This is a genomic window from Mesorhizobium sp. LNHC209A00, from assembly GCF_000502915.1.
In the GTDB taxonomy this organism is placed as follows: domain Bacteria; phylum Pseudomonadota; class Alphaproteobacteria; order Rhizobiales; family Rhizobiaceae; genus Mesorhizobium.
Genome location: NZ_AYWT01000001.1, coordinates 101,951 through 126,747 on the forward strand (window position 1 = coordinate 101,951; position 24,797 = coordinate 126,747).

Below are 24,797 nucleotides of genomic sequence, written 5' to 3' on the forward strand. Positions count from 1 at the left end.
CGTTGCCATGACAGGGATATGAAAATGGCGGTGGATCGCTCCACCGCCATTCGATCGAAAACACTCCGATTCAAGCCGCGCGCTTGCGTCGGCGGTCAGGTGTGATCGCTTCTTCGGTCAGCCGTTCGATTGCTTCGGCAAGGCCGAGCGATTCCTGGTCGCGCGAACCGAGGCGGCGGATGTTGACCGTCTGCTCCTCCGCCTCGCGTTTGCCACAGACCAGAATGACGGGCACCTTGGCCAGGCTGTGCTCGCGGACCTTGTAGTTGATCTTCTCGTTGCGCAGGTCGGCTTCCGCCAGCAGGCCGGCGGCCTTCAGTTTCGCCACCACCTCGGTCGCATAGCTGTCGGCGTCTGACGTGATCGTCGCCACCACCACTTGCAGCGGCGCGAACCATAGCGGGAAATGGCCGGAATAATTCTCGATCAGGATGCCGAGAAAACGCTCCATCGAACCGCATATGGCGCGGTGCACCATGACCGGCTGCTTCTTCTCCGAATCCGAGCCGATGTAGAAGGCGCCGAAGCGTTCCGGCAGGTTGAAGTCGACCTGCGTCGTGCCGCATTGCCATTCGCGGCCGATGGCATCCTTCAGCACATATTCGAACTTCGGCCCGTAGAAGGCGCCCTCGCCCGGATTGATCGAGGTCTTGATGCGGTTGCCGGACCTTGTCCGGATCGTCTCCAGCACGCCGCCCATGATCGCCTCGGCATGATCCCAGGCCTCGTCCGTGCCGACGCGCTTTTCGGGCCGTGTCGACAGTTTGACGCTGATTTCGTCGAAACCGAAATCGGCATAGGTCGACAAGATCAGGTCATTGATGCGCAGGCACTCGGAAGCCAGCTGCTCCTCGGTGCAGAAGATATGCGCATCGTCTTGCGTGAAGCCGCGCACGCGCATCAGCCCGTGCAGCGCGCCCGACGGCTCGTAGCGATGCACATTGCCGAACTCCGCCAGCTTTACGGGCAGGTCACGATAGGATTTCAGCCCGTGCTTGAAAATCTGCACGTGGCCCGGGCAGTTCATCGGCTTCAGCGCGAAGATGCGGTCATCGTCGGTTTCATCGCCGGCGACTGTCACCTTGAACATGGCGTCGCGGTACCAGCCCCAGTGGCCCGACGTCTCCCAAAGGCTCTTGTCGAGCACCTGCGGGGCGTTGACCTCCTGGTAGCCCTGCTCGTCGAGCCGGCGCCGCATGTAGTTGACCAGGTTCTGGAACATCTTCCAGCCCTTGGCGTGCCAGAAGACCACGCCCGGCCCCTCTTCCTGGAAATGGAAAAGGTCCATTTCGCGGCCGAGCTTGCGGTGATCGCGCTTCTCGGCCTCCTCCAGCATCGTCTGGTAGGCTTCGAGCTGCGCCTGGTCGGCCCAGGCCGTGCCGTAGATGCGCGTCAGCATCGGGTTGTTCGAGTCGCCGCGCCAATAGGCGCCAGCCACCTTCATCAGCTTGAAGGCGTTGCCGATCTGGCCGGTCGAGGCCATGTGAGGACCGCGGCAGAGATCGAACCAGTCGCCCTGCGCATAGATCTTGAGATCCTGGTCCTCGGGAATGGCATCGATCAGTTCGAGCTTGTAGCGCTCGCCCTTGTCGGCGAAGACTTGTCTCGCCTTGTCGCGCGACCAGACCTCCTTGGTGAACGGCTTGTTGCGCGCGATGATCTCGCGCATCTTCTTCTCGATCACCGGGAAATCGTCCGGGGTGAACGGCTCGTTGCGGGCAAAGTCGTAATAGAATCCGTTCTCGATCACCGGCCCGATGGTGACCTGCGTTCCCGGCCATATCTCCTGAACGGCTTCCGCCAGCACATGCGCGGTGTCATGGCGGATCAGTTCCAGCGCGCGCGGATCTTCGCGGGTGATGATCTCGACCTTGCCGGATTTGCCGAGCGGGTCCGAGAGATCGCGCACGGTGCCATCGATGGCATAGGCCACGGCCTTCTTGGCCAGCGACTTGGAGATCGATTCGGCCAGGCCGGCACCGGTCATCGCGGCATCGTAGTCACGCACGGAGCCATCGGGAAATGTCAGGGAAACGGAATTCAGCATGTGTATCTCCTATCCAGTCCCGCAAACGAGCGCGGGTGGTAAATGCAGACATCAGCGGTTCGGGCTGCGACCTGCCAGGGTGCCGGATGCGTCCGGCGGCGGCAGTCTTTTATGAGCAGATGCCGCCGCCGTAAAGCCCGGCTCACTTAATCAGCCGTGGCAGGTCCTTCAGGAACGCGGCCCGTGTCGCCAACCCCTTCGGCATATCGGTGCGCTTCGTATCGACGACGAGCCGGGCGAACACGATCTGGCGGCCGTCTTTCCCAGCCCAGCCGACAAACCATCCGAGCGAGCGCTTGTCGTTGCCGCCCGCGCCGAGCCTCGTCGTGCCGGTCTTGCCCTGAACGGCCCAGTCGCCAGCCTTGAAGTTCGGCATGATGGCGCGTGTCATTTCATGCGCCCTGGCAGACACCGGCATTGTGCCGGCGAGCAGTTGCCGCAGGAAGGCAACCTGTTCGACTGGCGTGATCTTAAGCGAGGAGTTGACCCAGGAATGGGTGAGCCCGTCATCCTTGCCAGGATTGCCGGTAACGTCACCATTGCCATAGTTGAACTTCGATACGTAGCCGGCAAATTTCTGAGTTCCGAGCCTGCGGGTGATTTCGCGTGAGAACCAGATGATGGAATCACGTTCCCAGATCGTCGGATCGACGGTTTTCTGGTCGCGTTTCACCGCGTTGAACTCGAGCTTGTAGTCCCATGCCGGGGTATGTTCATCGCCAAGGATGCCTGCGTCGTAACCGATCAGCGAAAGCGGCACCTTGAACGTGGAGGCTGGGCTGAAGCGCTGGTCGCATGTACCGTCCTGGTAAAGCGTCTTGCCGGTTACAGCATCGGCGATCAGCGTGCATTGCACATCCGCGAGCGGCTCGGACTGCGCGCGCATCGGAAATCCCAGCAGCCAGGCGAGCAGGAACAGGACACCAGCCATGATAAAGGGAAGACGATCGACATTGCGCATTTTCTGCTCGCTCCAGAAGGGGGTTCGCGAGCGGGCTTAGCGAGGTCTCTTGTCTCGATTTTGTCTCAAATGCGCAGTTGTTGTGCAGGCTTCCGTTAACCCTACCGGAGCGTAAACAGCGCGGCGTGACCAGCCACTTAGCCCTGCGCTTCGCCGCGCTTGCGGCCGATCCGCCAGTACCGCCATGGCATGAACCAGACGTAGTGGGATGGAAGCGCCTGCGGCACGAGATCAACGCCGTGCGTGCCGAACGGACCGCAGCGCAGCACGCGGAACAACCCCATCCAGCCGCCGGCCCAAAGGCCATGGCGGGCGATCGCCTCATGCGCGTATTCCGAACAGGTCGGCAGATGACGGCAGGAATTGCCGACAAAGCCGGACAGCGTCAATTGGTAAAGCCGCACGAGCGAGGTGCCGAGCAAGCGCCCAGGCGTCTTGCGCCAGGGGCCGGGCCAGTTGCGGCCGCGCCTCGACGCTCCGGCAGTATGCGCATGCCTGTGCTGGTCGCCCACTGCGATCTCCGCGTTTTCCAGCTGATAGATGTGCGCTTGCACTGGAGAACGCAATCCCGATCGCCGTGCGGTCACGGGCGGGAACGGCGAAATGGCCGCCGGCTGGCTGGCGGCGCCCACTGGCCAGGATGAGACCACTCTTCGTGATGCCTTGTAGCGCGTCTTTCGTCGCGCCATTGGAACGTAGCGATCCGTATGACGTCGCCAAGGATCTCCAGCAACTGAATCATGGCGGCATCTCCTTTGACGAGATTAGACTGCCGCTGGCGCTCCCCTTCAAACGAGTATAATTTCCATTTCGGATAATCCTGGGTTATGCGAAATGAAGCGTGGACGCTTGCCCCTTACGGCTTTGAGGAGCTTCGAGGCGGCGGGGCGGCATTTGAGCTTCAGCAAGGCCGCCGAGGAGCTTTTCGTCTCCCAGGCGGCGATCAGCCGGCAGATCCGCGAACTCGAAACCTTCCTGTGCCAACCGCTTTTCGACCGGCACCATCGCCGCGTCGAACTGACGGACGCAGGCCGTCGGCTGCTTGCTCAACTGGTCGGAAGTTTCGACGATATCGACAAACTGCTCTCGGAACTGGTCGCGGTCCCCGCGCAGGCCGTGGTTCGTGTCAGCGTCGAGCCGTCGATTGCAGCCGTCTGGCTGGTGCCCCGGCTCAACCGGTTTCGCCAGTTGCGGCCCGATATCGACGTCTCCCTCGAAGTGGACCCAAGGCTGATCGAGTTCCGCAGCGACCAACCCGAACTTGCCTTACGTTTCAGCTCGAACGCGACGTCATGGCCCCGCAGCGAAGCCGAGCGGCTGGCCTCGACAGTCGATTCGCCAGTTCTGTCGCCGGCGCTGCTTTCATCGGGCCCAGCCCTCGAGAAGCCGGCCGATCTTGCTCGCTTCACGCTATTGCACGAGGAAAATCGCCAGGGTTGGGCGCGCTGGTTCGAAGCGGCGGGCGTACCTGCCAACGCCATGCCCACGCGCGGGCCGATGCTTGCGGACGCCTCACTCTCCAAGCAGGCCGCGCTGCTCGGCCACGGCGTGGCGCTGGGCGATCTCCTGCAGATTGGAGAAGAATTGGAGACCGGGGCACTGGTCAAACCGTTCGACATCGATGTCGCATCCGGGGCCTATTGGCTGGTGGCCAGGAGTTTGCACGGTCTCTCGGAACCGGCAGCGGCCTTCGCCAACTGGCTAAGAAGCGAATTCATCGAAAGCAGGCGAACGCTGAAAGCTCCGGCCTGAGCCGTGCGCTGGACGAACCCGGATACGTTACCTTCTTGTATTTTCCGAAAAGCTTATCGAGGTCGTTGATATCCATGGACGGATCTCCCGCCGCCGGGTCGACTGCTGGATTGAATGTGACGACGATGTCGCGTCACAAATCATACCGGGCGCCCCGGTATGCCAGGTTCGGGAAACGGCGCGCAACGCGTGATCGCCCGAATGGCGGCTTCGGCAACCAGGCTATGGCATGAACGACCGCTCTGGCGGGACCCGCTCGTCGTAAGGTCGAAGCCCACTTCAGGCCGCTTCGCCGGCGCGCTTCTTCTCGATCTGGCCGATGGCGTCGACCACGGCGTCGAAGGTCAGCATGGTCGACGCATGGCGCGCCTTGTAGTCGCGCACCGGCTCCAGATAGCCGAGGTCGGCGAAGCGGCCTTCCGGCGGCGCGCCGTTCTCCTTCAGCATCTTCAGCATGGTCTGGCGCACCGCGCGCAATTCCTCGGCACTGGCGCCGACTACATGTTGCGCCATGATCGAGGACGATGCCTGGCCGAGCGCGCAGGCCTTCACGTCGTGGGCGAAGTCGGTGACCACACCGTCCTCCATCTTGAGGTCGACGGTAACGGTCGACCCGCACAGCTTGGAATGCGCCTTCGCGGTCGCGTCGGGATGATCGAGCCGGCCGATGCGGGCGATATTTCCGGCAAAACCGAGAATTTTCGCGTTGTAGACGTCGTTGATCATTATTTTCCAATCCATCGCCGCCAAGCGAACAGCGATTGCCGTTGCTGCGTCTTTCATTCGCTCGGCACGACCATATATAATGCTGGCAGTCCGGTATCGACAAGGCGGCGAACGCCACTGTCCTTGCCGGGAAGTTCACGCCGCTTACGGGGCTGGAAACGGGGCGAGTTTCCGACACCGAAAGGTCGTGGTCCGTTCAACTCGTTCCTCCTCTGAGAGGAACTACGGGAGACGCCTTTTATGGATGCCGTCATCAAGAAACTCATGCCCCAGTCCGCCTACATGGAAAAGCCGGTCACCGACCGCCCGAGCGAGGCCGAAGTCGAGGCCGCCGTGCGCACCTTGCTGCGCTGGACCGGCGACAATCCGGATCGCGAGGGTTTGATCGACACGCCCAAGCGCGTGGCCAAGGCCTATCGCGAGATGTTCGGCGGCTACGACATGTGCCCTGCCGAGGAGCTTGGCCGTACTTTCGAGGAGGTCGCCGGCTACGATGACCTGGTCATCGTCAAGGACATCCAGTTCCATTCGCATTGCGAACATCACATGGTGCCGATCATCGGCAAGGCGCATGTCGGCTATCTGCCCGACGGCAAGGTCGTCGGCCTGTCCAAGATCGCGCGCGTCGTCGATATATTTGCCCATCGGCTGCAGACGCAGGAAGCCCTGACCGCCCAGATTGCCGGCGTAATCCAGGACGTCCTCAACCCGCGCGGCGTCGCCGTCATGATCGAGGCCGAGCACATGTGCATGGCCATGCGCGGCATCCGCAAGCAAGGTTCCACCACGCTGACCTCCACCTTCACAGGCGTCTTCAAGGATACGCCTGAAGAGCAGGTTCGCTTTGTCACCATGGTGCGCGGCGGCAGGGCGTAAGCCCCTTGCCGACGTCGCGGTCAACAGGAAGATAGACCGGCAATGTCGGCACTGGAATTTCCGGAAGCTCCCTCGGACAAGAAGGCCCTGGAGGAAGGCGCGGTGTTTTCGCCGCGCTTCGATCCCGCCGGTCTTGTCACCGTCGTCGTGACCGATGCCGCCGACGGCATGCTGCTGATGGTCGCTCACATGAATGCACAGGCGCTGGCTCTGACGCTTGAAACAGGCATTGCCCACTACTGGTCGCGCTCGCGCACCACGCTCTGGAAGAAGGGCGAAACCTCGGGCAATTTCCAACATGTCGTCGAGATGCTCACGGATTGTGACCAGGATGCGGTGTGGCTTCGCGTGAAAGTGTTGGGCCACGACGCAACCTGTCACACCGGCCGGCGTTCATGCTTTTATCGGACGGTGGGGCTGATCGACGGCAAGGGGACGCTTGCCGACGACGGCAGCAAGCCGCTGTTCGATGCGGAAAACACGTATCGAAAGCCATCAATTTGAACCTTCTGCCTGAGACCGACCACATAGATTCATCATTTCGATACAGCCCGTCAGTATACTAGCCTGGGACAAGGGAGATCATGATGCTCGAATGGGCGTCATTGCGTAACAGACCAGATGTCAGGGAGGCCAATGGCCTGTCCTCGGCAGGCGGCGCGTCCGAAACAACCTCCCCCAAGAAAACAGGCATTTCGCTCGCGCTCGGTGGCGGTTGCGCCAGAGGCTGGGCTCATATCGGCGTACTGCGCGCGCTCGATGAAGCCGGCATCGAAGTCTCGATGATCGCCGGCACCTCGATCGGCGCCCTGGTCGGAGGCTGTTACCTCGCCGGCAAACTGGATGAGCTGGAAGAGTTCGCCCGCAGCCTCACCAGACGACGCATCTTCGGCCTGCTCGATCTCAACCTGCGCGGCAGCGGCCTCTTCGGCGGCATGAAGCTGGACGCGCGCCTGCGCGAGCACGTGGCCGGCATCCGCTTCGACGATCTGCCCAAGCCATTTGTCTGCGTCGCATCGGAAATCCGTACCGGCCACGAGATCTGGCTGTCGAGCGGTTCGCTGATCACCGCCATGCGCGCGTCCTACGCGCTGCCTGGCGTGTTCGAGCCTGTCGATTGCAACGGCCGCGTGCTGGTCGACGGAGCGCTGGTCAACCCGGTGCCCGTTTCGGTCTGCCGCGCCTACGAGCAGCCGCTCGTCGTGGCGGTCAACCTCCACTACGACCTGTTCGGCCGCGCCGCCGTGATCAAGCACAGCGCCGGCGAGCTGGTTATCGAAAAGGATGCGCCAAGGCCCGGCCAGGTCGACGCTCAACACCAATCGCACCAGACGCGTCTGGGCATCACCGGCGTGATGGTCGAAGCCTTCAACATCATCCAGGACCGTATTTCGCGGGCGAGACTTGCTGGCGATCCGCCCGACATGTCGCTGCAACCCAAGCTCAGCCATATCGGTCTCACCGAATTTCACCGGGCCGATGAGGCGATCCAGCTCGGCTACCAAGCGACGATGGCGCAGATCGGCGAACTGACGCGGCTGCAGACGGTTCTCGCCTAGACCGTTTCCTGTATTTGGCCTCAGGACGAACTGATTGCAAAACGCAATTGGTTATGATGATCTGCGTCGATCGAGGCGGAGGTGCCGATGGCCAGGATTGTCTATTCCATGCTGACGTCGTTGGACGGCTATATCGCCCGATCGAACGATGACATCGGCTTGCCGGTGCCCGAGGCGGAACTGCACCAGCATTTCAACGACATGATGAGACAGGCCTCCGCCGTGCTCGCCGGACGGCGCATGTACGGAACCATGCGCTTCTGGGACAGCCCTGAACGCGAGACCGGCGCCACCCAGGTCGAGCGGGATTTTGCCCATGCATGGCGCGAAACGCCGAAGATCGTCTTCTCGACCACGCTTCGGCAAGTCGGGCTCAATGCCCGGCTGGTGGATGGCGATGCGCAGGATGCGGTACGATCTCTCAAGGCGCGGACCAACGGCCTCGTCATGATTGGCGGCGCCGATCTTGCCGCCTCTCTGGCACGAGCCGGCCTCATCGACGAATACCGGCTCTACATGCATCCCGTGGTGCTGGGTGGCGGCAAACCGTATTTTCAATCCGGCCTGTCGCTTGCGCTGACCCCGGTCGGCACCCAAAGTCTCCCCCAGGGCGTGACGCTGTTGCGTTATGCGCCGGCCGGCTGAATTGCCCGGGTTTCCGGCACGCGCCTACGCCCGCGCGGCATCGATGATGCGAAACTGCACCGTACGGTTGCCGTTCCAGTAATTGCCCGACAGCGAGCCGGCGACATGCACCGTCTTGCCGCGGTTCTTGAACAGGAACTCGCCGAGCACTGTATCGACGGCGCGAAAGGCGATCGCCTGGATGCGGCCGCCGCTCTCCGACTGTAAATCGGCGCGAATGTGGCTGGTGCCGACCGGCCTGATATCGGCCAGCCGATGGCGTGGCAGCGCGAAAACCGGCGCGACATGCCCGGCCCCGAAGGGGCCCGCCTTTTCCAGGGCATCGAGCAGGCCGAGCGTCGCGCCTTCGGCGGCAAGCGCGCCGTCTATCGCCAGGCTTTCCTCATCCTGCAATCTGAAAACGTCGGCGGCCGCCCGCTCCTCGAAGAAGGCCCTGAGCTCACCCAGTCTTGCCCGCTCGACGGTGATGCCGGCAGCCATGCCATGGCCGCCGCCCTTGACGATGAGCCCGGCATTGGCAGCTTCGCGCACCAGCCGGCCAAGGTCGAAACCCGACACGGAACGACCGGAGCCCGTGCCGGTGCCGTTGGCGTTGAAAGCGATAGCGAATGCCGGCCGCCGTGCGTGATCCTTCAGCCGTGAGGCAAGCAGGCCCACGATGCCGGGGTGCCAACTGTTGCTGGCGGTGACGACGATCGCAGGGCCGCTGCCGCCCGCGAGTTCGGCATCGGCCTCGGCGCGCGCGGCGGCGAGCATCTCCTGCTCCATCAGCTGCCGCTCCTGGTTCAGCCGGTCGAGCGTCTCGGCGATGGTCTGCGCCTCGACCGGATCGTCAGTTGCAAGCAGCCGGCTGCCGAGTGCTGCATCGCCGATGCGCCCGCCCGCATTGATGCGCGGACCGATCAGGTAGGCGAGATGGAAGGTGCTGATCGGCTCGCCAACGCGTGACACCCTTGCCAGCGCGGCCATTCCTTCATTCTTCTGCTGTCGCGCCACCTGCAAACCCTTGACAACGAAGGCGCGATTGACGCCCGTGAGCGGCACCACGTCGCAGACGGTGGCAAGCGCCACGAGATCGAGCAGGGAAAGCAGGTCGGGCGGCGTGACATCGCTCAGGCCACGCAGCACCTTTGCAGTCTGTACCAAGGCGAGGAACACGACACCGGCGGCACAGAGATGGCCCTGTCCGGAAAGGTCGTCGTCGCGGTTTGGATTGACGACGGCAATTGCCGCGGGCAAGACGCCGCCGACCTGGTGGTGGTCGAGCACCACGACATCGGCACCGGCGGCATTGGCCGCGTCGATCGAAATGGCGCTGTTGGTGCCGCAATCGACTGTGACGATCAGCGTCGCGCCGCGAGATACCAGTTCGCGCATGGCATCGGGATTGGGACCGTAGCCCTCGAAAATACGATCCGGGATATAGATTTCCGACGGCACCGAGAAATGCGTGAGAAACCGCTTCAGCAAGGCCGACGAGGCCGCGCCATCGACGTCGTAATCGCCGAAGATCGCAATTTTCTCCCGCGCCATGACGGCGGCGGCGATGCGGATGGCGGCCTTGTCCATGTCGGTCAGCGAGGCCGGGTTCGGCAACAGGTCGCGGATCGTCGGGTCCAGAAACCGCTCCGTCTCCTCGACGGCCACGCCGCGTCCGGCAAGAACGCGCGCGACGATGTCGGGCACGCCATGACCCTGTGCGATGGCAAGCGCGATCATGTCCTGCCGTTCGGTCAGCCGGTGCTCCCAGGAGAGACCGGTTGCCGACTGCCTGACATCGAGGAAAAGGCGCCTTTCGCCCATCATGCGCTTTGCCAACTCATGGTTGGCGGCAGGATAAGCCAAAGGCCGCCAAAGCCAAGTTCGCGGTGACGCGCCGTGCGGGAGAAGTTCAAGAAATTACGCTTTCCGCCTTTCAGCTTGGCGCCGAAGCCATTCGTCTGCCGCATCTCCCATCGTCTTCTCCGCACCGTCCTTGAGCCAGGCCATAAACGGTCGGTCGAACCTGAAAGCATTACCGCATTCACGGGTGAAAAAGCGGCGCACATTCTGGGTGTTGCGGTAGAATTTCGTGATGGCGGTGGCGCGCGAGATCGTATCCGCGTGCCAGTCGAACGGCTTCATCGTCAAATCCCTGCGGCCAGCATCATCCGATGCAGCCACAGGGCTAACGACTGCGATGCACGTTCGCAAGCACTAAGGCCGACAACAGGATGGAACCTAGAACTTATCCAGATCCTGGTGCCTGGCCTTGATCTCGCGCACGGTCCGCGATGACGATCGCAGCACGATCGTGTGGGTGGTGATGTATGTGCGGCCAAACTTGACGCCGGCCAGCATATTGCCATCGGTGACACCGGTGGCCGCGAACAGCACGTCGCCGCGCGCCATGTCTTCCGCTTGATAGATCCGCTTCGGATTGGAAATGCCCATCTTTGCGGCACGTGCGACCTTTTCCGGCGTATCGAGGATCAGCCTGCCTTGCATCTGGCCGCCGGTGCAGCGCAACGCCGCGGCGGCCAGCACACCTTCCGGCGCGCCGCCGGTGCCGAGATAGATATCGATGCCGGTTTCTTCCGCGTCCGTGGTGTGGATGACGCCGGCGACGTCGCCGTCGCCGATCAGCCGGATCGCGGCGCCCGTGGCCCGCACGGCATCAATCAGCTTGGCGTGGCGCGGACGGTCGAGAATGCAGGCCGTGATGTCGGCCACAGCAACGCCCTTCGCTCGCGCGAGGCTGGCGACGTTTTCGGCCGGCGAGGCGTCGATATCGATGACCCCTTCTGGATAACCCGGACCGACCGCGATCTTGTCCATGTAGACGTCGGGCGCGAACAGCAGGCTGCCCTTCTCGGCGATCGCGATCACGGCGAGCGCGTTCGGCAGGTTCTTGGCGCAGATCGTCGTGCCTTCGAGCGGATCAAGCGCGATATCGACCGCAGGCCCTTTGCCGGTCCCGACCTCCTCGCCGATATAGAGCATCGGCGCCTCGTCCCGCTCGCCCTCGCCGATCACCACCGTGCCCTTGATGGCGAGGCGGTTGAGCTCCTCGCGCATGGCATCGACGGCGACCTGGTCGGCAGCCTTTTCGTCGCCGCGGCCCCGCAACCTGGCGGCCGCGACCGCGGCCCGTTCGGTGACGCGCACCAGTTCCATGGTGAGTATCCGGTCAAGGCCGGCGACGATGTTCTGGGCCACATTCATTCGGCAAATCCTCGTTTGATGCCGCCTCCCGCCAGAGGCGTGCTTGTTTTGTCAAACGACCATGACAACGGCAAGACCTGCCGGGTGGTTAATCGAAAGCTTAGCAATAACAATCGATTGAACCGAATCTTTGAAAACAATGCCGGCCCGGTTTGAGATGAACCGGGCCGGCACAGAACAGAAATTGCCGTGCTTCGCGGTCCTAGAAAACCGCGAGGTATTTGAGCAGCGAAATAATGCCGATGATGATGACGATGACCTGCACGATCTGCCTCATCCTGGCATCAAGCGGCAGCCGCTGCACCAGGTAGAGAACGAGAATGATGACGAGAAATGTAATCAGGATGCCGATCAGCACGGACAAACCCATGGTGCCCTCCTTGAATGATTGCCTGAAACGGAGAAACGAGCCAGCAAGGCCGGCTCGGCACAAGCACGATCAGTACCAGCGACGCGACGTGTCGTTCATCGATTGGCCGACGGCAATCCCGGCCAGAAAGCCGAGTAGGCCGATCACGCCAAGCACGGCTGTGGTCGCGCCCGGATTTTCACGCGCGACTTCCGAAACGGATTGGGCCCGGCTGCGCAACTGCCGCGCTGTCCGCGAGGCGCGGGAAGCGGCTGTATCGTAGAAATCCGATGCTTGCTCACTGGCATCATCGAGCATCTCCGCGCTGCGCTGCGAAATGCTCTTGTTGATCTTGGTGATCTCCTTGCGCAGGTCGGCGATCTGCTTTTCCAGTGTCTTCTGGATGTCGCCGATGTCAGGGGCGTCGGATTTGTTGGTATCGGCCATGAAGCGGCTCCCTTGGTTGCTGACCAAGAGAACGGTACCGACGCCAATTCGTTCCGGGCGGCAGTGGGATGCCCTCACCCAACCAAGACACGCCGCCGGGGGTTTTGCCCACGGCAACGAGGCTGCCTGCTACCCTGCCCGCTCGATGCGGATGACCTGTGGCTTGTCGGTCAGATGGCCGTCCTTGGTGATGCCGTCGACAGCTTTGCGCACGGCGGCCTCGGTGGTCTCGTGGGTGACGAGAATTACCGTCTTCTGCGCCGCCGCCTCGCCGCTGACCGCATGCTGGACGATCGATTCCAGCGAAATATCGTTGTCGGCCATGCGCTTGGCGATCGCCGCGAACACGCCGATTCGGTCATGTACGGTCAGCCGGATGAAGTAGCCGCCGGCATGGCTGCGCATCTGCGCCTTCTTATACGGTCTCAGTTCCTTCGCCGGACGGCCGAAGACGGGACCATGCTGGAAGCCGGGCCGGCTCTTGGCGATGTCGGCGATATCGCCGATGACCGCCGAGGCGGTGGCATTGCCGCCGGCGCCGGGGCCCGAGAGCAGCAACTCGCCCAGAATATCGGTCTCGATCGCCACTGCGTTGGTGACACCATGAACCTGAGCGATGACCGAAGCAGTCGGCACCATGGTCGGATGCACACGCTGCTCGATGCCGCTTTCGGTGCGCTGGGCGACGCCGAGCAGCTTGATCCGGTAGCCGAGATCGCCGGCGGCACGGATGTCGGCCTGGGTAATGTTGGAAATGCCTTCCATGTAGATGTCGTTGGCGGCGATCTTGGTGCCGAAGGCAAGGCTAGTCAGGATCGACAGCTTGTGCGCGGTGTCATGGCCCTCGATGTCGAAGGTTGGGTCGGCTTCGGCATAGCCCAGCCGCTGCGCGTCCTTCAGCACGACGTCGAAGGAGACGCCCTCGGCCTCCATGCGGGTCAGGATATAGTTGCAGGTCCCGTTGAGGATGCCGAAGACGCGGGTGACGGAATTGCCGGCCATCGCCTCGCGCATCGTCTTGATGACCGGGATGCCACCTGCCACCGCGGCCTCGTAGTTGAGCAGCACGCCCTTCTTCTCGGCGATTTCGGCAAGCGCCACGCCATGCTTGGCAAGCAGTGCCTTGTTGGCGGTGACGACATGGCGGCCGGCTTCGAGCGCGGCCTTCACCGAGGCGCGCGCCGGCCCCTCATCGCCGCCGACCAGCTCGACGAACACATCGATCTCGGCGGTCTGCGCCATTTTGACCGGATCGTCGAACCAATTCGCGGAGCTCAAATCGATGCCGCGGTCGCGTTTCCGGTCGCGCGCCGAAATCGCCGACACGATAATGTCGCGCCCGCATTGGCGGGTCAGTTCCGCCGCCTTGTCGCGCAACACGCGCGCCACCGATGCACCGACCGTGCCAAGTCCGGCAATTCCAACACGCAGTGCTTCAGCCATGGAAGGCGACGCCCCTCAAATCAGATCGAATTTGTATTACCGGTGGGCGGACAGCGGCACCACATTGTTGGGCTGCTTGGCGCTGGCCGAGAGGAAGCGCTTGATGTTGCGCGCCGCCTGGCGGATCCGGTGTTCGTTCTCGACCAGCGCTACGCGCACGAAATCGTCGCCATGCTCGCCGAAGCCGACACCGGGCGCCACCGCCACATCGGCGTGCTCGATGAGCAGCTTGGAGAATTCGAGCGAGCCCAGATGACGGAACGGCTCCGGGATCGGCGCCCAGGCGAACATCGAGGCCGCGGGGGCCGGTATGGTCCATCCCGCGCGGCCGAACGCTTCGACCATCACGTCGCGGCGTTTGTGATAGATGTCACGCACCTCGGCGATATCGGCGCCGTCGCCATTGAGCGCGTGCGCCGCCGCCACCTGGATCGGCGTGAAGGCACCGTAGTCGAGATAGGATTTGACCCGTGTCAGCGCCGAGATCAGCCGTTCGTTTCCGACGGCGAAGCCCATGCGCCAGCCGGGCATTGAGAAGGTCTTCGACATTGAGGTGAACTCGACGCAGACGTCGATGGCGCCCGGCACCTGCAGCACGGAAGGCGGCGGATTGCCGTCGAAGTAGATTTCCGAATAGGCAAGGTCGGACAGGATTATGATGTCGTTCTTCTTTGCGAAGGCCACAACGTCCTTGTAGAAATCGAGCGAGGCGACCAGCGCCGTCGGGTTCGATGGATAGTTGAGGATCAGGGCCAGCGGCTTCGGGATCGAATGGCGGACGCCGCGCTCGAGCGCCGGAATGAAGCCGTCATCGGGCTCGACTTGCAGCGAGCGGATGACCCCGCCCGACATGATGAAGCCGAAGGCATGGATCGGATAGGTCGGGTTGGGGCACAGGATCACGTCACCGGGCGCGGTGATCGCCTGCGCCATGTTGGCGAAGCCTTCCTTCGAGCCTAGCGTGGCCACCACCTGGGTGTCGGGGTTGAGCTTCACGCCGAAGCGGCGGGCATAGTAGTTTGCCTGGGCGCGGCGCAAACCGGGAATGCCGCGCGACGAGGAATAGCGGTGCGTGCGCGGATCGCGCACGACCTCGCACAATTTGTCGACGATGGCCTTGGGCGTCGGCAGGTCCGGATTGCCCATGCCGAGGTCGACGATGTCGGCGCCCCGCGAACGGGCGCTCGCCTTGAGCCGGTTGACCTGCTCGAACACGTAAGGCGGAAGCCGGCGGACCTTGTGAAATTCTTCCATGGCAGTTCCAGACAGCAAGGGAGCGTTGGGCGCGCGCTATATACTCATTTGCAGGTAGGGTCGAGGGCGGGGTCGCATTTGCCTTCGATCTGCTTCAGGGTCTGCGGACCATGCTTCTTGGCGAGATCGGTCAGCGCCGCCTGGTTGGTGACGGCCTCGCCACCGCCCTTGGCGCCTTGCCTGTTCGCATCGGCCTTCAACTGGGCGAGCTTGGCATTCTTCTCGGCCTCGGTGAATTGTTTCGCCGCCACCTGCGGCGGAATGTTCAGGTTCGGAAAGGTGCCGGTATCCTTCGGGCCCGCGTCGGTGGCCATCGGCACCGGACCGCCGGTATTCGTGCTCGAGCATCCGGCAACGGCCAGGAGCGTGAGGGCCGCGCTGATGCGGCAAAAGTGGCCGGCACAGAAAAAAACAGTCTCGCCAAACTTAATCGTCATATTGTTTCCTTGGCAGCCGGGGTAGAGCGAGATTGGACCCTGTCGGATGTCCCATGTTAATATGTCAAGAAAACGCTTCCGGAGGAACCCCGCGAACCATGTCCAAAACACCCGATTCGGGCAAAGCGGAAGATGGCGGACCTTCGACGGTCGAGCAATATCTGGTGAAAGACCCGGAACGCTTCGCGCTGAACATGGCTCGGATGATCGAGCAGGCTGGGAAGGCGGCTTCCGCATGGGCCGAACCGCGCGAAAAAGGTGAGGTGCGCGACCAAGTCGCCGAGCCTGTCGTCGACATGGTCAAGACCTTCTCCAAGCTCAGCGAATACTGGCTCGCCGATCCGCAGCGGGCGCTTGAAGCGCAGACGCGGCTGTTCGCCGGCTACATGACGGTTTGGGCGAATGCCATCCAGCGCGTCAGCCCCAATGCCGAGCGCGCCGACGATGCCGTCAAGCCGGAGCGCGGCGACAAGCGGTTCCAGGACCCGGAATGGGGCCGCAACGCCTTCTTCGACTTCTTGAAACAGGCCTATCTCGTCACCTCGCGCTGGGCGTCCGAACTGGTCGACCATGCCGAAGGCCTGGACGAGCATACCCGCCACAAGGCGAGTTTCTACGTCAAGCAGGTATCCAACGCCATCTCGCCGTCCAATTTCATCCTGACCAATCCCGAACTGTTTCGCGAAACCGTCGCCTCCAACGGCGAAAACCTGGTGCGCGGAATGAAGATGCTGGCCGAGGACATCGCCGCCGGCAAGGGCGACCTCAAACTGCGTCAGGCCGACTATTCACCCTTCGAGATCGGCAGGAACATCGCTACCACGCCCGGCAAGGTGGTCGGTCGCAGCGATGTCGCCGAGATCATCCAATATGATGCGGCGACCGAGACGGTGCTGAAGCGCCCGCTGCTGATCTGCCCGCCTTGGATCAATAAGTTCTACATACTCGACCTCAACCCGCAGAAATCCTTCATCCGCTGGGCGATCGAGCAAGGCCATACCGTTTTCGTCATCTCCTGGATCAATCCGGACGAACGCCACGGCGCGAAGAACTGGGAAGCCTATATCAGGGAAGGCCTGCAATACGGCCTCGACACGATCGAGAAGGCCACCGGCGAGCGCGACGTCAATGCCATAGGCTACTGCGTCGGCGGCACGCTGCTGGCGGCGGCTTTGGCGCTGATGGCTGGGGAAGGCGACGACCGCATCAAGTCGGCGACCTTCTTCACCACGCAGGTCGACTTCACCCATGCCGGCGATCTGAAAGTGTTCGTCGACGAGGAACAGGTCGCGGCGGTGGAAAAGTCGATGAACGAAAAGGGCTATCTCGACGGCACAAAGATGGCGACCGCCTTCAACATGCTGCGATCGGGCGACCTGATTTGGCCCTATGTTGTCAACAACTACATGCGCGGCAAGGACCCCCTGCCCTTCGACCTGCTCTACTGGAACGCCGATTCGACCCGCATGGCGGCGGCCAACCACTCCTTCTACCTGCGCAACTGCTATCTCGAGAACAACCTCTCGCGCGGCACGATGGAACTGGCGGGCCACACGGTCTCGCTCGGCGATGTCACCATTCCGGTCTACAATCTCGCCTCCCGGGAAGATCACATCGCGCCGGCTCTGTCCGTCTTCATTGGCTCGAAATATTTCGGCGGCCCGGTCGAGTACGTGGTGGCGGGATCGGGGCATATCGCGGGCGTCGTCAATCCGCCCGCATCCAACAAATATCAGTACTGGACCGGCGGTCCGCCGAAGGGCGACTTCGACCAGTGGATAGCCTCCGCCACCGACCATCCGGGATCCTGGTGGCCGCACTGGCAAGGCTGGATAGAGACCAAGGACAACATCCGTGTGCCTGCCCGCAAACCCGGCAAGCATATGAAAACCTTGGGCGATGCTCCCGGTACCTATGTCAAGGTCCGTGTGTAACGGACTGTAATGTCTGGTGAGTTGACGCCCCCGCAAAAGCGGGCGAAATGGTGTCGTCAACCATCAAGCAGCCGCAATTCGGCAATCGCTGCAAAAATACCTAAAGGCTTGCTGATTTGACACAGGTCTCGTTTCCGGATCGGAGACAAAGGTCACCATGACGCGGACATACCAGTCGGCGCCACGGAAATACCGATCGGACATCGAGGGGGAATTTGACTTTGAAATCAGCAGGATGGAGCCTCGCAAAGGGAGAACGCCGCGCCATTGTGGCAGCGCTCTGCTCCATGCTTCTGGCCTCCTGCACATCGGCTGGTGACCCGACACTGTCGGTTGGAATGCCCGGCTACAATGCTTCCGCATCGGACCTTCACGCCGCCTCCGCGGGCAAGCCTCTCGCCGCCGATTCGTCGTCACAGGTGGCGACAGAGCAGACGACCGTCGTGAGCGAAAGCGATACGGCACTTCCCGAAACGGTTGCTTACGTACCGATGGCCAAGCCGGGGCCCACTTTCCCGCTCACCATACCGGCCGGCGCGGAGACGATCGCGGGACAGACGCCGCAGTCCTTGCAGCAGCCAGTAGAGACGGCGCAGCGGACCGACGCGGTCGCCCAGAAGATCGCCGCCGCCGGTGCCGCCGCGACGGCGCCAACCGCGGCACCGGTGATGAACAACCCGGTGTACGTGACCGCCGGCGAGGCACCGCAAGCTGACACGCCCAAGAAAAAAGGCTTCCTGGCCTCCATGTTTGGCGCCACCCCGGCTTCGGCGACACCTGCTCCGCTGGTCAACACTCGATCGGGCGAACAGCCCGCCGTGCAGCCCAAGCCCGCTGCTGCCGCGGCAAAACCGATCATCACTTTGGCCTCTGCTGATTCCACGCAGAAGCCACTGCAACTGGCTTCACTCGGCGGCGATACCGGTCACATCACCGGCAGCGACGCCTTGCCCGGCGTGCGCCAGACAGCCCTGTTCGAGATAAAGCGCAAATCCGGCCTCGACGATGAAAGCGACGTCGACCTCAACGAGGACGAAGGCTCCGGCGGCTCCTATCAGGTTGCGTCCGCCGCCGGCATGGCTCGGCTCGCGCCCAACGGGCTTCTGAAGCAGAATGAGAGCGTCGACGTCGCCTGCCTGAAGCCGTCCCTTGTACGCGTGCTGAAGACGATCGAAGGCCATTATGGCCGCAAGATGATGGTGACCTCGGGCTATCGCGATCCGGCCCGCAATCGTCGCGCCAATGGCGCCAAGAACTCGCTGCACATGTATTGCGCCGCCGCCGACATCCAGGTGCCCGGCGTCTCCAAATGGGAGCTTGCGAGCTACATCAGGACCATGCCCGGCCGCGGCGGCGTCGGCACCTACTGCCACACCGAATCGGTTCACGTCGACGTCGGCCCCGAGCGCGACTGGAACTGGCGCTGCCGCCGGCGCAGCGGCGGTGACGACGGCTAGCAGCGATTTGGCGGGCTGGAGGCTGTCGGCGGAGTCGCCGACTTCGTCATCCGCCGGCAGAGCAGGAGCGAAGCTCCGTCGCGAACACCCGAGGATGCCGGAGCTGACGTCACCGCAAATCGCAAGCTCTTCCGCCCTCGCGAAAACGCCGATTTGGCAGGCTGGAAAAAAGTTGTCCAAGGCGGCACCTAACGGGTTGCCGGTTGCGCGCAACGCCAGTATAAGCCGCTTCGTCTGAGCGCGCCCATCGTCTAGCGGTTAGGACACCGCCCTTTCACGGCGGTAACAGGGGTTCGATTCCCCTTGGGCGTACCAGATCTTTCAACGGCTTAGCTCGAGTGAGCTTGGTTTCCGTCCAAGTTCTGGCCAATTTCCCCCTTGAAAAAGCTGCTTCGAAGCCAAATTGCAAGCGCGGAGCAATCGGTCCCTGATGCCCATTGAAGTGAGTAACAACGCCCGTGATTCGTGCGAGATTGCGAAGGATGGGCCTGACTTCAATCGGTCCGCGGTTTACTTTCGCGGATATATAAGGCGGAAATTGCCCTATTCACCCAACCCGAGTTTCAGGAGCTGCGTCGGCACTTCTTTTTATAAGGCCAGCGAAATTGCTGGGGCCTGCTGCTCGGGCGCCCCACTGCCACTATGGATCAAGTGCCGCGAGTTTTTGCAATTTATGTAGGTGAAGAGAGCACGTCCAGGCGGTGCGGCTACGCGGTTAACTCGACCCGCTTCGTGAATTGGGTCCCAAATGCCTAGTAAAGGCGATGTCGTCAGAGACAATCGGCCCTTGGGATGACGTATAGACGGAATTTAGGCCCGGAAGCCAAAGCCGCCGGGCCAATCTCAATACCTGTGGCGGTAATAGTGCCTGTGGTGGTGCCTATGGTGGTGCCTGTGGTGGTAGAAATATCTGGGATAATACCTGTGGTGGTATCTGTAGTAGGGCCGGTATGGTCCCTCGTAATACGGGTCGCCATAGTAAGGCCCGACGTAACGGTGGGGGAACGGGAATCCTCCGAGCCCACCGCCATAATAGCCGCCAAAGGGGCCGCCAAAAGGTGAGAAGAGAAATTGCGCCTGGGTCGGCGAGGAGACAGCGGCAGTAGTGGCAAGCGCAAGAACGGATGCGAATATCAGCTTCCTCACGGTTACCTCCATCGGTTTGATGGACAATAACGCTACCGCTGGCCGACTCGTTCCTTGCGCCACACGCAAAGCCCACCACCGTGAGGCAGCGGCACCGGCTCAGACGTTCCGCCGCGCATATCCATACCCAACATAGTTAGGAACGCATGTGAAGAACACCGGCCATGGTCCCTGGCGGCCGACTTGCATCGCAATCCCTAGATGCGCGTGGTGCTATTCTCCCGGCTACCAAAATGTCGCGTCGGCGCCGGCGGCCGATCGGAGCTTCGCTCTTGGTCCGATCCTTCGCTTACAACCTCAATGATTCCAACCAGTGCGCGAACAAACTGAACCATATTGTTTGCCGTGATGGCTGCCTCGTCAGGACTTTGCCCGATGTGCTCGGCGGCTGCGCAACATGACAGGCGGAGGAGGTCGTAGTGTGAATCCCTTTCATCCTCCGGCAACGCCGCTATTTTAAGGGCTCGGCGATGAATCAACTGCAGCAATCGTTCGAGAGTTGCTCTGACGACACTCATGCGTTTGCTCCGCTCCGCATTGGTCGAGCGGCGCTCCAGGTGCGCGCGCGTTGTAACGTCGATGAGGGAGATGCTTTCCCGTCCTCATTATGTGGAAGGGTGCGTCACAGTCCTTAATATATCGTTGCTTGCTAATATAAGGACACATCGCAAGAAAGCCGCCCTGCGCACCAGGCTGGGCGCTTGAGCGCTAGGCTGAGCAGCCCTGCCTGGATAAGAAAAGCGCCCAAACCACGTTTTCCGCACCGGGCGCTAGTTGGGGAGGTATGAACCGCGTCGCGGTCAGGGGGCATCCCCTTTGCCCGATGGTGACGGTACGCCTCGCTTAGCTGGACAATAAGCGCTCGCAGGTTGAATCCCCGCATTTCAAAGTTGCGTGACTTTTCCGCCACATCACGTTCTTCAATCATCAGCACCGGCGCGCTTACCGGGACACCCATCTGAAACTGCCGATGCGAGAAATTCACACCTACTTCCCCGGACTACCGCAGCGATGCCGAATGGCAAGCGACCCTCGAAAAGACTAAACCGACGTGAGTTCCTGGTTTCTACCGCTGTGTTTCCTGCAGCTAGGATGATGATGTGGCCTGCGGAGCAGCCGTGCTCACGCCGCCCTTTTCCGGCAAACGTAAGCGTAGGTTCGCTTCCCGCCCCTTATTTCGGTGACACGCAGCCAGTCTTCCTCCTGGTGCCTCAATGTGACCCGCTGGCCGACGTGTAATTCTGCCGCCTTGAATGGCACCTGGGCCATCACGACCTGCGAAGACACAACCGACCCGCCGGCCATAATATCAACTCGATACTCCAACACTCACGCCCTCCCGATTGTTACCCAACCGCGATTCAATTAGTTCGAGCTAAAATAGTTCCGGAACATTTGGCATGGTCGGATGTTGCAGCCCGCATGATGAAGCTATCTGACCTTGGCCCTCCGATTCCCGGCAAACTGCATGGAGGGCAGCATATTGAGGAGCATCTTCACTTCTATAACTGCCCTAGATGTGGCCAGCGGGTCGACCAACGCGATCTGCGCCAAGTCTTCTGGGATGACCGGGCTGGTCATGAACCGCTGGAGCCGGAGCCTGAGGCGAAGGTGATCGAATTTCCAAGGCGGAAATAACAGAGTACAGGAGGTTAGGTCCCGGTGTCGCGCGGACCGGTACCCAACCTGAAAATCTCAAGCTTTTCGCTGTAAGACAGCCGTACCCTTTGACCGCATCGCTTACAGGTGAACGTCGTTACCGACTTGATCCAGGAGCCTTTCCTGACCAGTGGGGTTTTGCAGCCCGGACACTGAAAGGTCAGGTTTTTGTCGAGCAGCTGATTGGATAGAGCCATTCTGTCTTCTCCCACGACAAAATGGCGTTGCAAGACGAATGCCACAGCGGCGTGTGCTGGATCGACACAGTGGCGCTGCCGAGCATGCCCAGTTTGCCCAATGCTTATCCAGCCGCCGAAGGGCGGCCTGCGCGGATTTCAGGTTTTCGAATGAGCTCACGAGCAGCCGCTCGCCTTGAATGGACAAGGCGGTCTCCTGGTCGCGAACGATGTCAGGAAGGTACTCTTTGACGGGGTCCATGCCTCATCTACCCTGATAGGGGGGACGCATGATTGTCTTCCAAACGGTCCGATGCCGGAAATCTCGGGGGCGACCAGGGCACCGTACGCCTTTTGGAGGCAGATAGCCCCGAGCGATCACATTGACGGCGTGACGACCATTCTGGCTTGTGGGCGCACGGCGGACCTGTAAGGTCGCCTGGCCGCACGGTAGCTCTCAGGCACTGCGTCGGCCTTCACTTCCACTTGAACCGGTGCTGGATCGCTTTTCGAGAGCCGCCTGCAACCTTGCAGCGGCCAAGAGAATGCTGTCCGGGATCGGTTCTGGAGGATCGGCCTTTTCCATAAGCGCCCCAACAAATGTTAATGCCGATTGTTCCGCACCGTACAATTGCAAAAGCCCGCCAGCCGGAGCCAGCGCGCTTGATTGCTGCACTAAATGGGTCAGACGTCGCTCGGGCCGGATACAGGGACGATCTGAGCCGAGATTGACGCAAGCTTCTCTCGCTTGATCAGCGCTGGTTTCTGATAGGTTTTCTTCACACTGGTGCTCACCCGTCTGTAATCGGGCCGGATATGATGACCAACAGGGCCACGATCCTTCAGCTAATCGCAGCGGTCATCACGATCTGCCTGATGGCCGTACTGCATGACTGGCTGGGCTGGTATCTGCACAGGTTGGACCCAAAATTCTTGCAGGGGTTGGCCGTTGGCATATGCCTAACAATCGTCATCGTCCTTATGGCGCTCTGGTACGATCATCGCAAATCAGTGGCGCTGACCCCACGTGAGCAGCAGCGCACGCGCAACATTATCGATCTCTGAAGTCTGTAGCCGAGAGCCGGCATTGGCCGTCAGAAGCGCGCACCGCGCTGTTGTTGCTGGTCAAAGTCCGCGCGATATCGGCCCTTGACGCCTCCGTCTTCAGGCCTTTCAAGGCACCTATCACAGCATTCGTGCCCTTCAGTCCGCTGGCCCGAACCGCCCCTGTACGTCGGCGCACAATGGCGGGAGCAATTTCCTCAACATCTTTGTTTAATATGGACAATCGCGAACAACAGCGCGGACTGATTCTTGGGCGTACCAGACTTTTTTCAGGCCTCGATCTCTCCTTCCCGATTCTACACAGCGAGTGCCCGGCAGATTTGGCAAGGCGGCACCGCATCGACAATTTGAGGATCACGGCGTCCGTTGCGGCCGATGCTCAAGCCCGTTGCGGTGACCGTTCGGATTCTCGATCTTGTCGAGCAAACGGGCCGGTGGTTAAATGGACCGTAAGGGAGCGCTCATATGGCAGTTCACCTTTCGGCGGATACACGCGCTCCTGCGGCAACGCCTCCAAAATATCTCTTTGGTCCGCTCACGGACTTTCTGATGCTTGGCGGCAGCGCATTCCTGATTTTGCCGGTGCTGTATTTCGTGCCGCTGAGATACGAAGGGCTCGTTGCGGCGACGATGCTTTTCCTGGCTTATCTGATCAACTATCCGCACTTCGCCCACTCCTACCAACTCTTCTACCGCAATTTTGGGCGGAAGCTACGCGGCGACGGATACGACAGGAACCTGCAGATCCGCTACATCTTCGCCGGCATCGTCGTTCCCCTGCTCATGGGCGCATTTTTCGCTTATGGCTCGATAACGGCTAACGCCCGGCTCTTGGGGAACGCAACCAACGCGATGTTCTTTTTCGTGGGTTGGCATTACGTCAAGCAAGGCTACGGCATGTTGATGGTTGATGCCGTTCTGAAGCGCCGGTTCTTCACCGATCCGGACAAGAAAATCCTGCTGGTCAACAGCTATGCCGTTTGGCTGTTCGCATGGCTTCAGACGAACACGGCGGTCAGCCAGGGAAAATATCTGGGGCTGGAATATTATACGTTTGCCACTCCTGCATGGCTCAATGCGATTGCACTCTCGGCCGCGGCCGCTTCCACGGCTGCCACCGTTGTGATGCTGATCAATCGCTGGACCAGGAATGGCGGCAGCCTGCCATATAACGGCATCATCGCCTACAGCGCGTCGCTTTATCTTTGGATTCTGATCGTAAGGATAAATCCGCTCTGGCTGCTCGTGGTGCCGGCGCTCCATTCCTTGCAGTACTTGGCGGTGGTCTGGCGCTACCAGAGCAATGTCGAGCGTGATGAGCGCGATGCCGAAAAAATTCCGCAATCCAGAATCCTGTCGATCCTTGGTCCGGCCTACAGAGTGCGGCTCCTGGAGTTCATCAGTGCTGGCCTCCTCCTCGGCGGTCTGGGTTTCTGGCTGATTCCGACCGCGCTGACTGCCATTGTCCCCTATGACCGGGAGGTCCTTGGATCGTCGCTGTTCTTCTTTATCGTGTTGATTTTCATCAACGTACACCACTACTTCCTCGATAACGTGATGTGGCGCCGCGGCAACCCCGAGGTGTCGAGATATCTGTTCCGTTAGAGCTTTTTGCACCCAAGCGGAACCGCTTGGCGTAATGCGGAATGGAACCAGCCGC

Annotated in this window: 22 protein-coding genes and 1 tRNA gene; 10 read left to right on the forward strand and 13 right to left on the reverse strand. The window is 61.4% G+C overall.

Annotated features, from left to right (window positions below):
- Positions 1-70: 70 nt before the first annotated feature.
- The 3 genes from thrS to yidD all read right to left on the reverse strand — a co-directional run bounded on the left by thrS (position 71) and on the right by yidD (position 3,520).
- A complete protein-coding gene (gene thrS, locus X739_RS165240; RefSeq protein ID WP_023791490.1) occupies positions 71-2,047 on the reverse strand; it encodes a threonine--tRNA ligase in 1,977 nt (658 codons plus the stop codon).
- 142 nt (positions 2,048-2,189) lie between these two features.
- On the reverse strand, positions 2,190-3,008 hold the full coding sequence (gene blaOXA / locus X739_RS165235) for a class D beta-lactamase (RefSeq protein ID WP_023791493.1): 819 nt from the start codon (positions 3,006-3,008) through the stop codon (positions 2,190-2,192).
- A 137-nt stretch (positions 3,009-3,145) separates the two neighbouring features.
- Positions 3,146-3,520 carry a membrane protein insertion efficiency factor YidD gene (gene yidD / locus X739_RS165230; protein WP_023791496.1) on the reverse strand — a complete coding sequence of 125 codons (375 nt, stop codon included), beginning with the start codon at positions 3,518-3,520 and terminating at the stop codon, positions 3,146-3,148.
- 322 nt (positions 3,521-3,842) lie between these two features.
- On the opposite strand from yidD, the gene X739_RS165225 reads away from it, so the two are divergent.
- A complete protein-coding gene (locus tag X739_RS165225) occupies positions 3,843-4,760 on the forward strand; it encodes a LysR substrate-binding domain-containing protein (protein ID WP_023791499.1) in 918 nt (305 codons plus the stop codon).
- A gap of 279 nt (positions 4,761-5,039) precedes the next feature.
- Here the strand turns inward: X739_RS165225 and X739_RS165220 are convergent, their stop codons facing one another.
- Complete coding sequence (locus X739_RS165220) at positions 5,040-5,486, reverse strand: iron-sulfur cluster assembly scaffold protein (RefSeq protein WP_023770011.1); 447 nt, start codon at positions 5,484-5,486, stop codon at positions 5,040-5,042.
- 240 nt (positions 5,487-5,726) lie between these two features.
- On the opposite strand from X739_RS165220, the gene folE reads away from it, so the two are divergent.
- From folE to X739_RS165200, 4 genes are all read left to right on the forward strand, one after another.
- A complete protein-coding gene (folE, locus tag X739_RS165215) occupies positions 5,727-6,362 on the forward strand; it encodes a GTP cyclohydrolase I FolE (RefSeq protein WP_023770010.1) in 636 nt (211 codons plus the stop codon).
- Between the two features lie 42 nt (positions 6,363-6,404).
- Positions 6,405-6,866: a phosphoribosyl-AMP cyclohydrolase gene (gene hisI, locus X739_RS165210; RefSeq protein WP_023791504.1), complete on the forward strand. Its 462-nt coding sequence runs from the start codon at positions 6,405-6,407 to the stop codon at positions 6,864-6,866.
- An 83-nt stretch (positions 6,867-6,949) separates the two neighbouring features.
- Positions 6,950-7,921 carry a patatin family protein gene (locus tag X739_RS165205; protein ID WP_015317575.1) on the forward strand — a complete coding sequence of 324 codons (972 nt, stop codon included), beginning with the start codon at positions 6,950-6,952 and terminating at the stop codon, positions 7,919-7,921.
- Positions 7,922-8,008: 87 nt separating this feature from the next.
- A complete protein-coding gene (locus X739_RS165200; RefSeq protein WP_023791508.1) occupies positions 8,009-8,566 on the forward strand; it encodes a dihydrofolate reductase family protein in 558 nt (185 codons plus the stop codon).
- A 24-nt stretch (positions 8,567-8,590) separates the two neighbouring features.
- On the opposite strand, the gene recJ is transcribed toward X739_RS165200, so the two are convergent.
- The 8 genes from recJ to X739_RS01000000165690 form a co-directional block, all read right to left on the reverse strand.
- The gene (gene recJ / locus X739_RS165195; protein ID WP_023791511.1) at positions 8,591-10,372 is read right to left on the reverse strand and encodes a single-stranded-DNA-specific exonuclease RecJ; all 1,782 of its coding nucleotides are present in this window, start codon (positions 10,370-10,372) and stop codon (positions 8,591-8,593) included.
- A 93-nt stretch (positions 10,373-10,465) separates the two neighbouring features.
- On the reverse strand, positions 10,466-10,690 hold the full coding sequence (locus X739_RS165190; RefSeq protein WP_023770006.1) for a DUF6434 domain-containing protein: 225 nt from the start codon (positions 10,688-10,690) through the stop codon (positions 10,466-10,468).
- Between the two features lie 96 nt (positions 10,691-10,786).
- Positions 10,787-11,770, reverse strand: a complete 984-nt coding sequence (gene glpX / locus X739_RS165185) for a class II fructose-bisphosphatase (protein ID WP_023783209.1) — start codon at positions 11,768-11,770, stop codon at positions 10,787-10,789.
- A 202-nt stretch (positions 11,771-11,972) separates the two neighbouring features.
- Complete coding sequence (locus tag X739_RS1000000167485) at positions 11,973-12,140, reverse strand: Thivi_2564 family membrane protein (RefSeq protein WP_023770004.1); 168 nt, start codon at positions 12,138-12,140, stop codon at positions 11,973-11,975.
- 69 nt (positions 12,141-12,209) lie between these two features.
- Complete coding sequence (locus X739_RS165180; RefSeq protein ID WP_023770003.1) at positions 12,210-12,566, reverse strand: hypothetical protein; 357 nt, start codon at positions 12,564-12,566, stop codon at positions 12,210-12,212.
- Positions 12,567-12,695: 129 nt separating this feature from the next.
- Entirely contained in the window at positions 12,696-14,009 is a 1,314-nt protein-coding gene (locus tag X739_RS165175; protein WP_023791516.1) for a homoserine dehydrogenase, read from the reverse strand.
- A gap of 36 nt (positions 14,010-14,045) precedes the next feature.
- Positions 14,046-15,263, reverse strand: coding sequence for an LL-diaminopimelate aminotransferase (locus X739_RS165170; protein WP_023770001.1), 1,218 nt, complete (start codon positions 15,261-15,263; stop codon positions 14,046-14,048).
- A 44-nt stretch (positions 15,264-15,307) separates the two neighbouring features.
- Positions 15,308-15,700 carry a hypothetical protein gene (locus X739_RS01000000165690; RefSeq protein ID WP_023783207.1) on the reverse strand — a complete coding sequence of 131 codons (393 nt, stop codon included), beginning with the start codon at positions 15,698-15,700 and terminating at the stop codon, positions 15,308-15,310.
- A 98-nt stretch (positions 15,701-15,798) separates the two neighbouring features.
- On the opposite strand from X739_RS01000000165690, the gene phaC reads away from it, so the two are divergent.
- From phaC to X739_RS165155, 3 genes are all read left to right on the forward strand, one after another.
- Positions 15,799-17,634, forward strand: a complete 1,836-nt coding sequence (gene phaC / locus X739_RS165165) for a class I poly(R)-hydroxyalkanoic acid synthase (RefSeq protein WP_023791521.1) — start codon at positions 15,799-15,801, stop codon at positions 17,632-17,634.
- A gap of 215 nt (positions 17,635-17,849) precedes the next feature.
- Entirely contained in the window at positions 17,850-19,091 is a 1,242-nt protein-coding gene (locus X739_RS165160; protein ID WP_023791526.1) for a YcbK family protein, read from the forward strand.
- Between the two features lie 240 nt (positions 19,092-19,331).
- Positions 19,332-19,406 (forward strand) — tRNA-Glu (locus tag X739_RS165155).
- 1,028 nt (positions 19,407-20,434) lie between these two features.
- Here X739_RS165155 and X739_RS1000000169880 read toward each other — a convergent pair.
- Positions 20,435-20,755, reverse strand: a complete 321-nt coding sequence (locus X739_RS1000000169880; protein WP_023791529.1) for a hypothetical protein — start codon at positions 20,753-20,755, stop codon at positions 20,435-20,437.
- Between the two features lie 2,136 nt (positions 20,756-22,891).
- Between X739_RS1000000169880 and X739_RS165145 the strand changes: the two genes are divergently transcribed.
- Complete coding sequence (locus tag X739_RS165145) at positions 22,892-23,137, forward strand: hypothetical protein (RefSeq protein WP_023791552.1); 246 nt, start codon at positions 22,892-22,894, stop codon at positions 23,135-23,137.
- 465 nt (positions 23,138-23,602) lie between these two features.
- Positions 23,603-24,742 carry a hypothetical protein gene (locus X739_RS165140; RefSeq protein WP_023769993.1) on the forward strand — a complete coding sequence of 380 codons (1,140 nt, stop codon included), beginning with the start codon at positions 23,603-23,605 and terminating at the stop codon, positions 24,740-24,742.
- Positions 24,743-24,797 lie beyond the last annotated feature (55 nt).

Excerpts from the sequence above, each read along its gene's own strand:
- thrS (WP_023791490.1), bottom strand. The coding sequence starts at position 2,047 with ATGCTGAATTCCGTTTCCCTGACATTTCCCGATGGCTCCGTGCGTGAC.
- blaOXA (WP_023791493.1), bottom strand. The coding sequence starts at position 3,008 with ATGCGCAATGTCGATCGTCTTCCCTTTATCATGGCTGGTGTCCTGTTC.
- X739_RS165225 (WP_023791499.1), top strand. The coding sequence starts at position 3,843 with ATGAAGCGTGGACGCTTGCCCCTTACGGCTTTGAGGAGCTTCGAGGCG.
- X739_RS165220 (WP_023770011.1), bottom strand. The coding sequence starts at position 5,486 with ATGATCAACGACGTCTACAACGCGAAAATTCTCGGTTTTGCCGGAAAT.
- folE (WP_023770010.1), top strand. The coding sequence starts at position 5,727 with ATGGATGCCGTCATCAAGAAACTCATGCCCCAGTCCGCCTACATGGAA.
- hisI (WP_023791504.1), top strand. The coding sequence starts at position 6,405 with ATGTCGGCACTGGAATTTCCGGAAGCTCCCTCGGACAAGAAGGCCCTG.
- X739_RS165205 (WP_015317575.1), top strand. The coding sequence starts at position 6,950 with ATGCTCGAATGGGCGTCATTGCGTAACAGACCAGATGTCAGGGAGGCC.
- X739_RS165200 (WP_023791508.1), top strand. The coding sequence starts at position 8,009 with ATGGCCAGGATTGTCTATTCCATGCTGACGTCGTTGGACGGCTATATC.
- recJ (WP_023791511.1), bottom strand. The coding sequence starts at position 10,372 with ATGATGGGCGAAAGGCGCCTTTTCCTCGATGTCAGGCAGTCGGCAACC.
- X739_RS165190 (WP_023770006.1), bottom strand. The coding sequence starts at position 10,690 with ATGAAGCCGTTCGACTGGCACGCGGATACGATCTCGCGCGCCACCGCC.
- glpX (WP_023783209.1), bottom strand. The coding sequence starts at position 11,770 with ATGAATGTGGCCCAGAACATCGTCGCCGGCCTTGACCGGATACTCACC.
- X739_RS1000000167485 (WP_023770004.1), bottom strand. The coding sequence starts at position 12,140 with ATGGGTTTGTCCGTGCTGATCGGCATCCTGATTACATTTCTCGTCATC.
- X739_RS165180 (WP_023770003.1), bottom strand. The coding sequence starts at position 12,566 with ATGGCCGATACCAACAAATCCGACGCCCCTGACATCGGCGACATCCAG.
- X739_RS165175 (WP_023791516.1), bottom strand. The coding sequence starts at position 14,009 with ATGGCTGAAGCACTGCGTGTTGGAATTGCCGGACTTGGCACGGTCGGT.
- X739_RS165170 (WP_023770001.1), bottom strand. The coding sequence starts at position 15,263 with ATGGAAGAATTTCACAAGGTCCGCCGGCTTCCGCCTTACGTGTTCGAG.
- X739_RS01000000165690 (WP_023783207.1), bottom strand. The coding sequence starts at position 15,700 with ATGACGATTAAGTTTGGCGAGACTGTTTTTTTCTGTGCCGGCCACTTT.
- phaC (WP_023791521.1), top strand. The coding sequence starts at position 15,799 with ATGTCCAAAACACCCGATTCGGGCAAAGCGGAAGATGGCGGACCTTCG.
- X739_RS1000000169880 (WP_023791529.1), bottom strand. The coding sequence starts at position 20,755 with ATGAGTGTCGTCAGAGCAACTCTCGAACGATTGCTGCAGTTGATTCAT.
- X739_RS165145 (WP_023791552.1), top strand. The coding sequence starts at position 22,892 with ATGACCAACAGGGCCACGATCCTTCAGCTAATCGCAGCGGTCATCACG.
- X739_RS165140 (WP_023769993.1), top strand. The coding sequence starts at position 23,603 with ATGGCAGTTCACCTTTCGGCGGATACACGCGCTCCTGCGGCAACGCCT.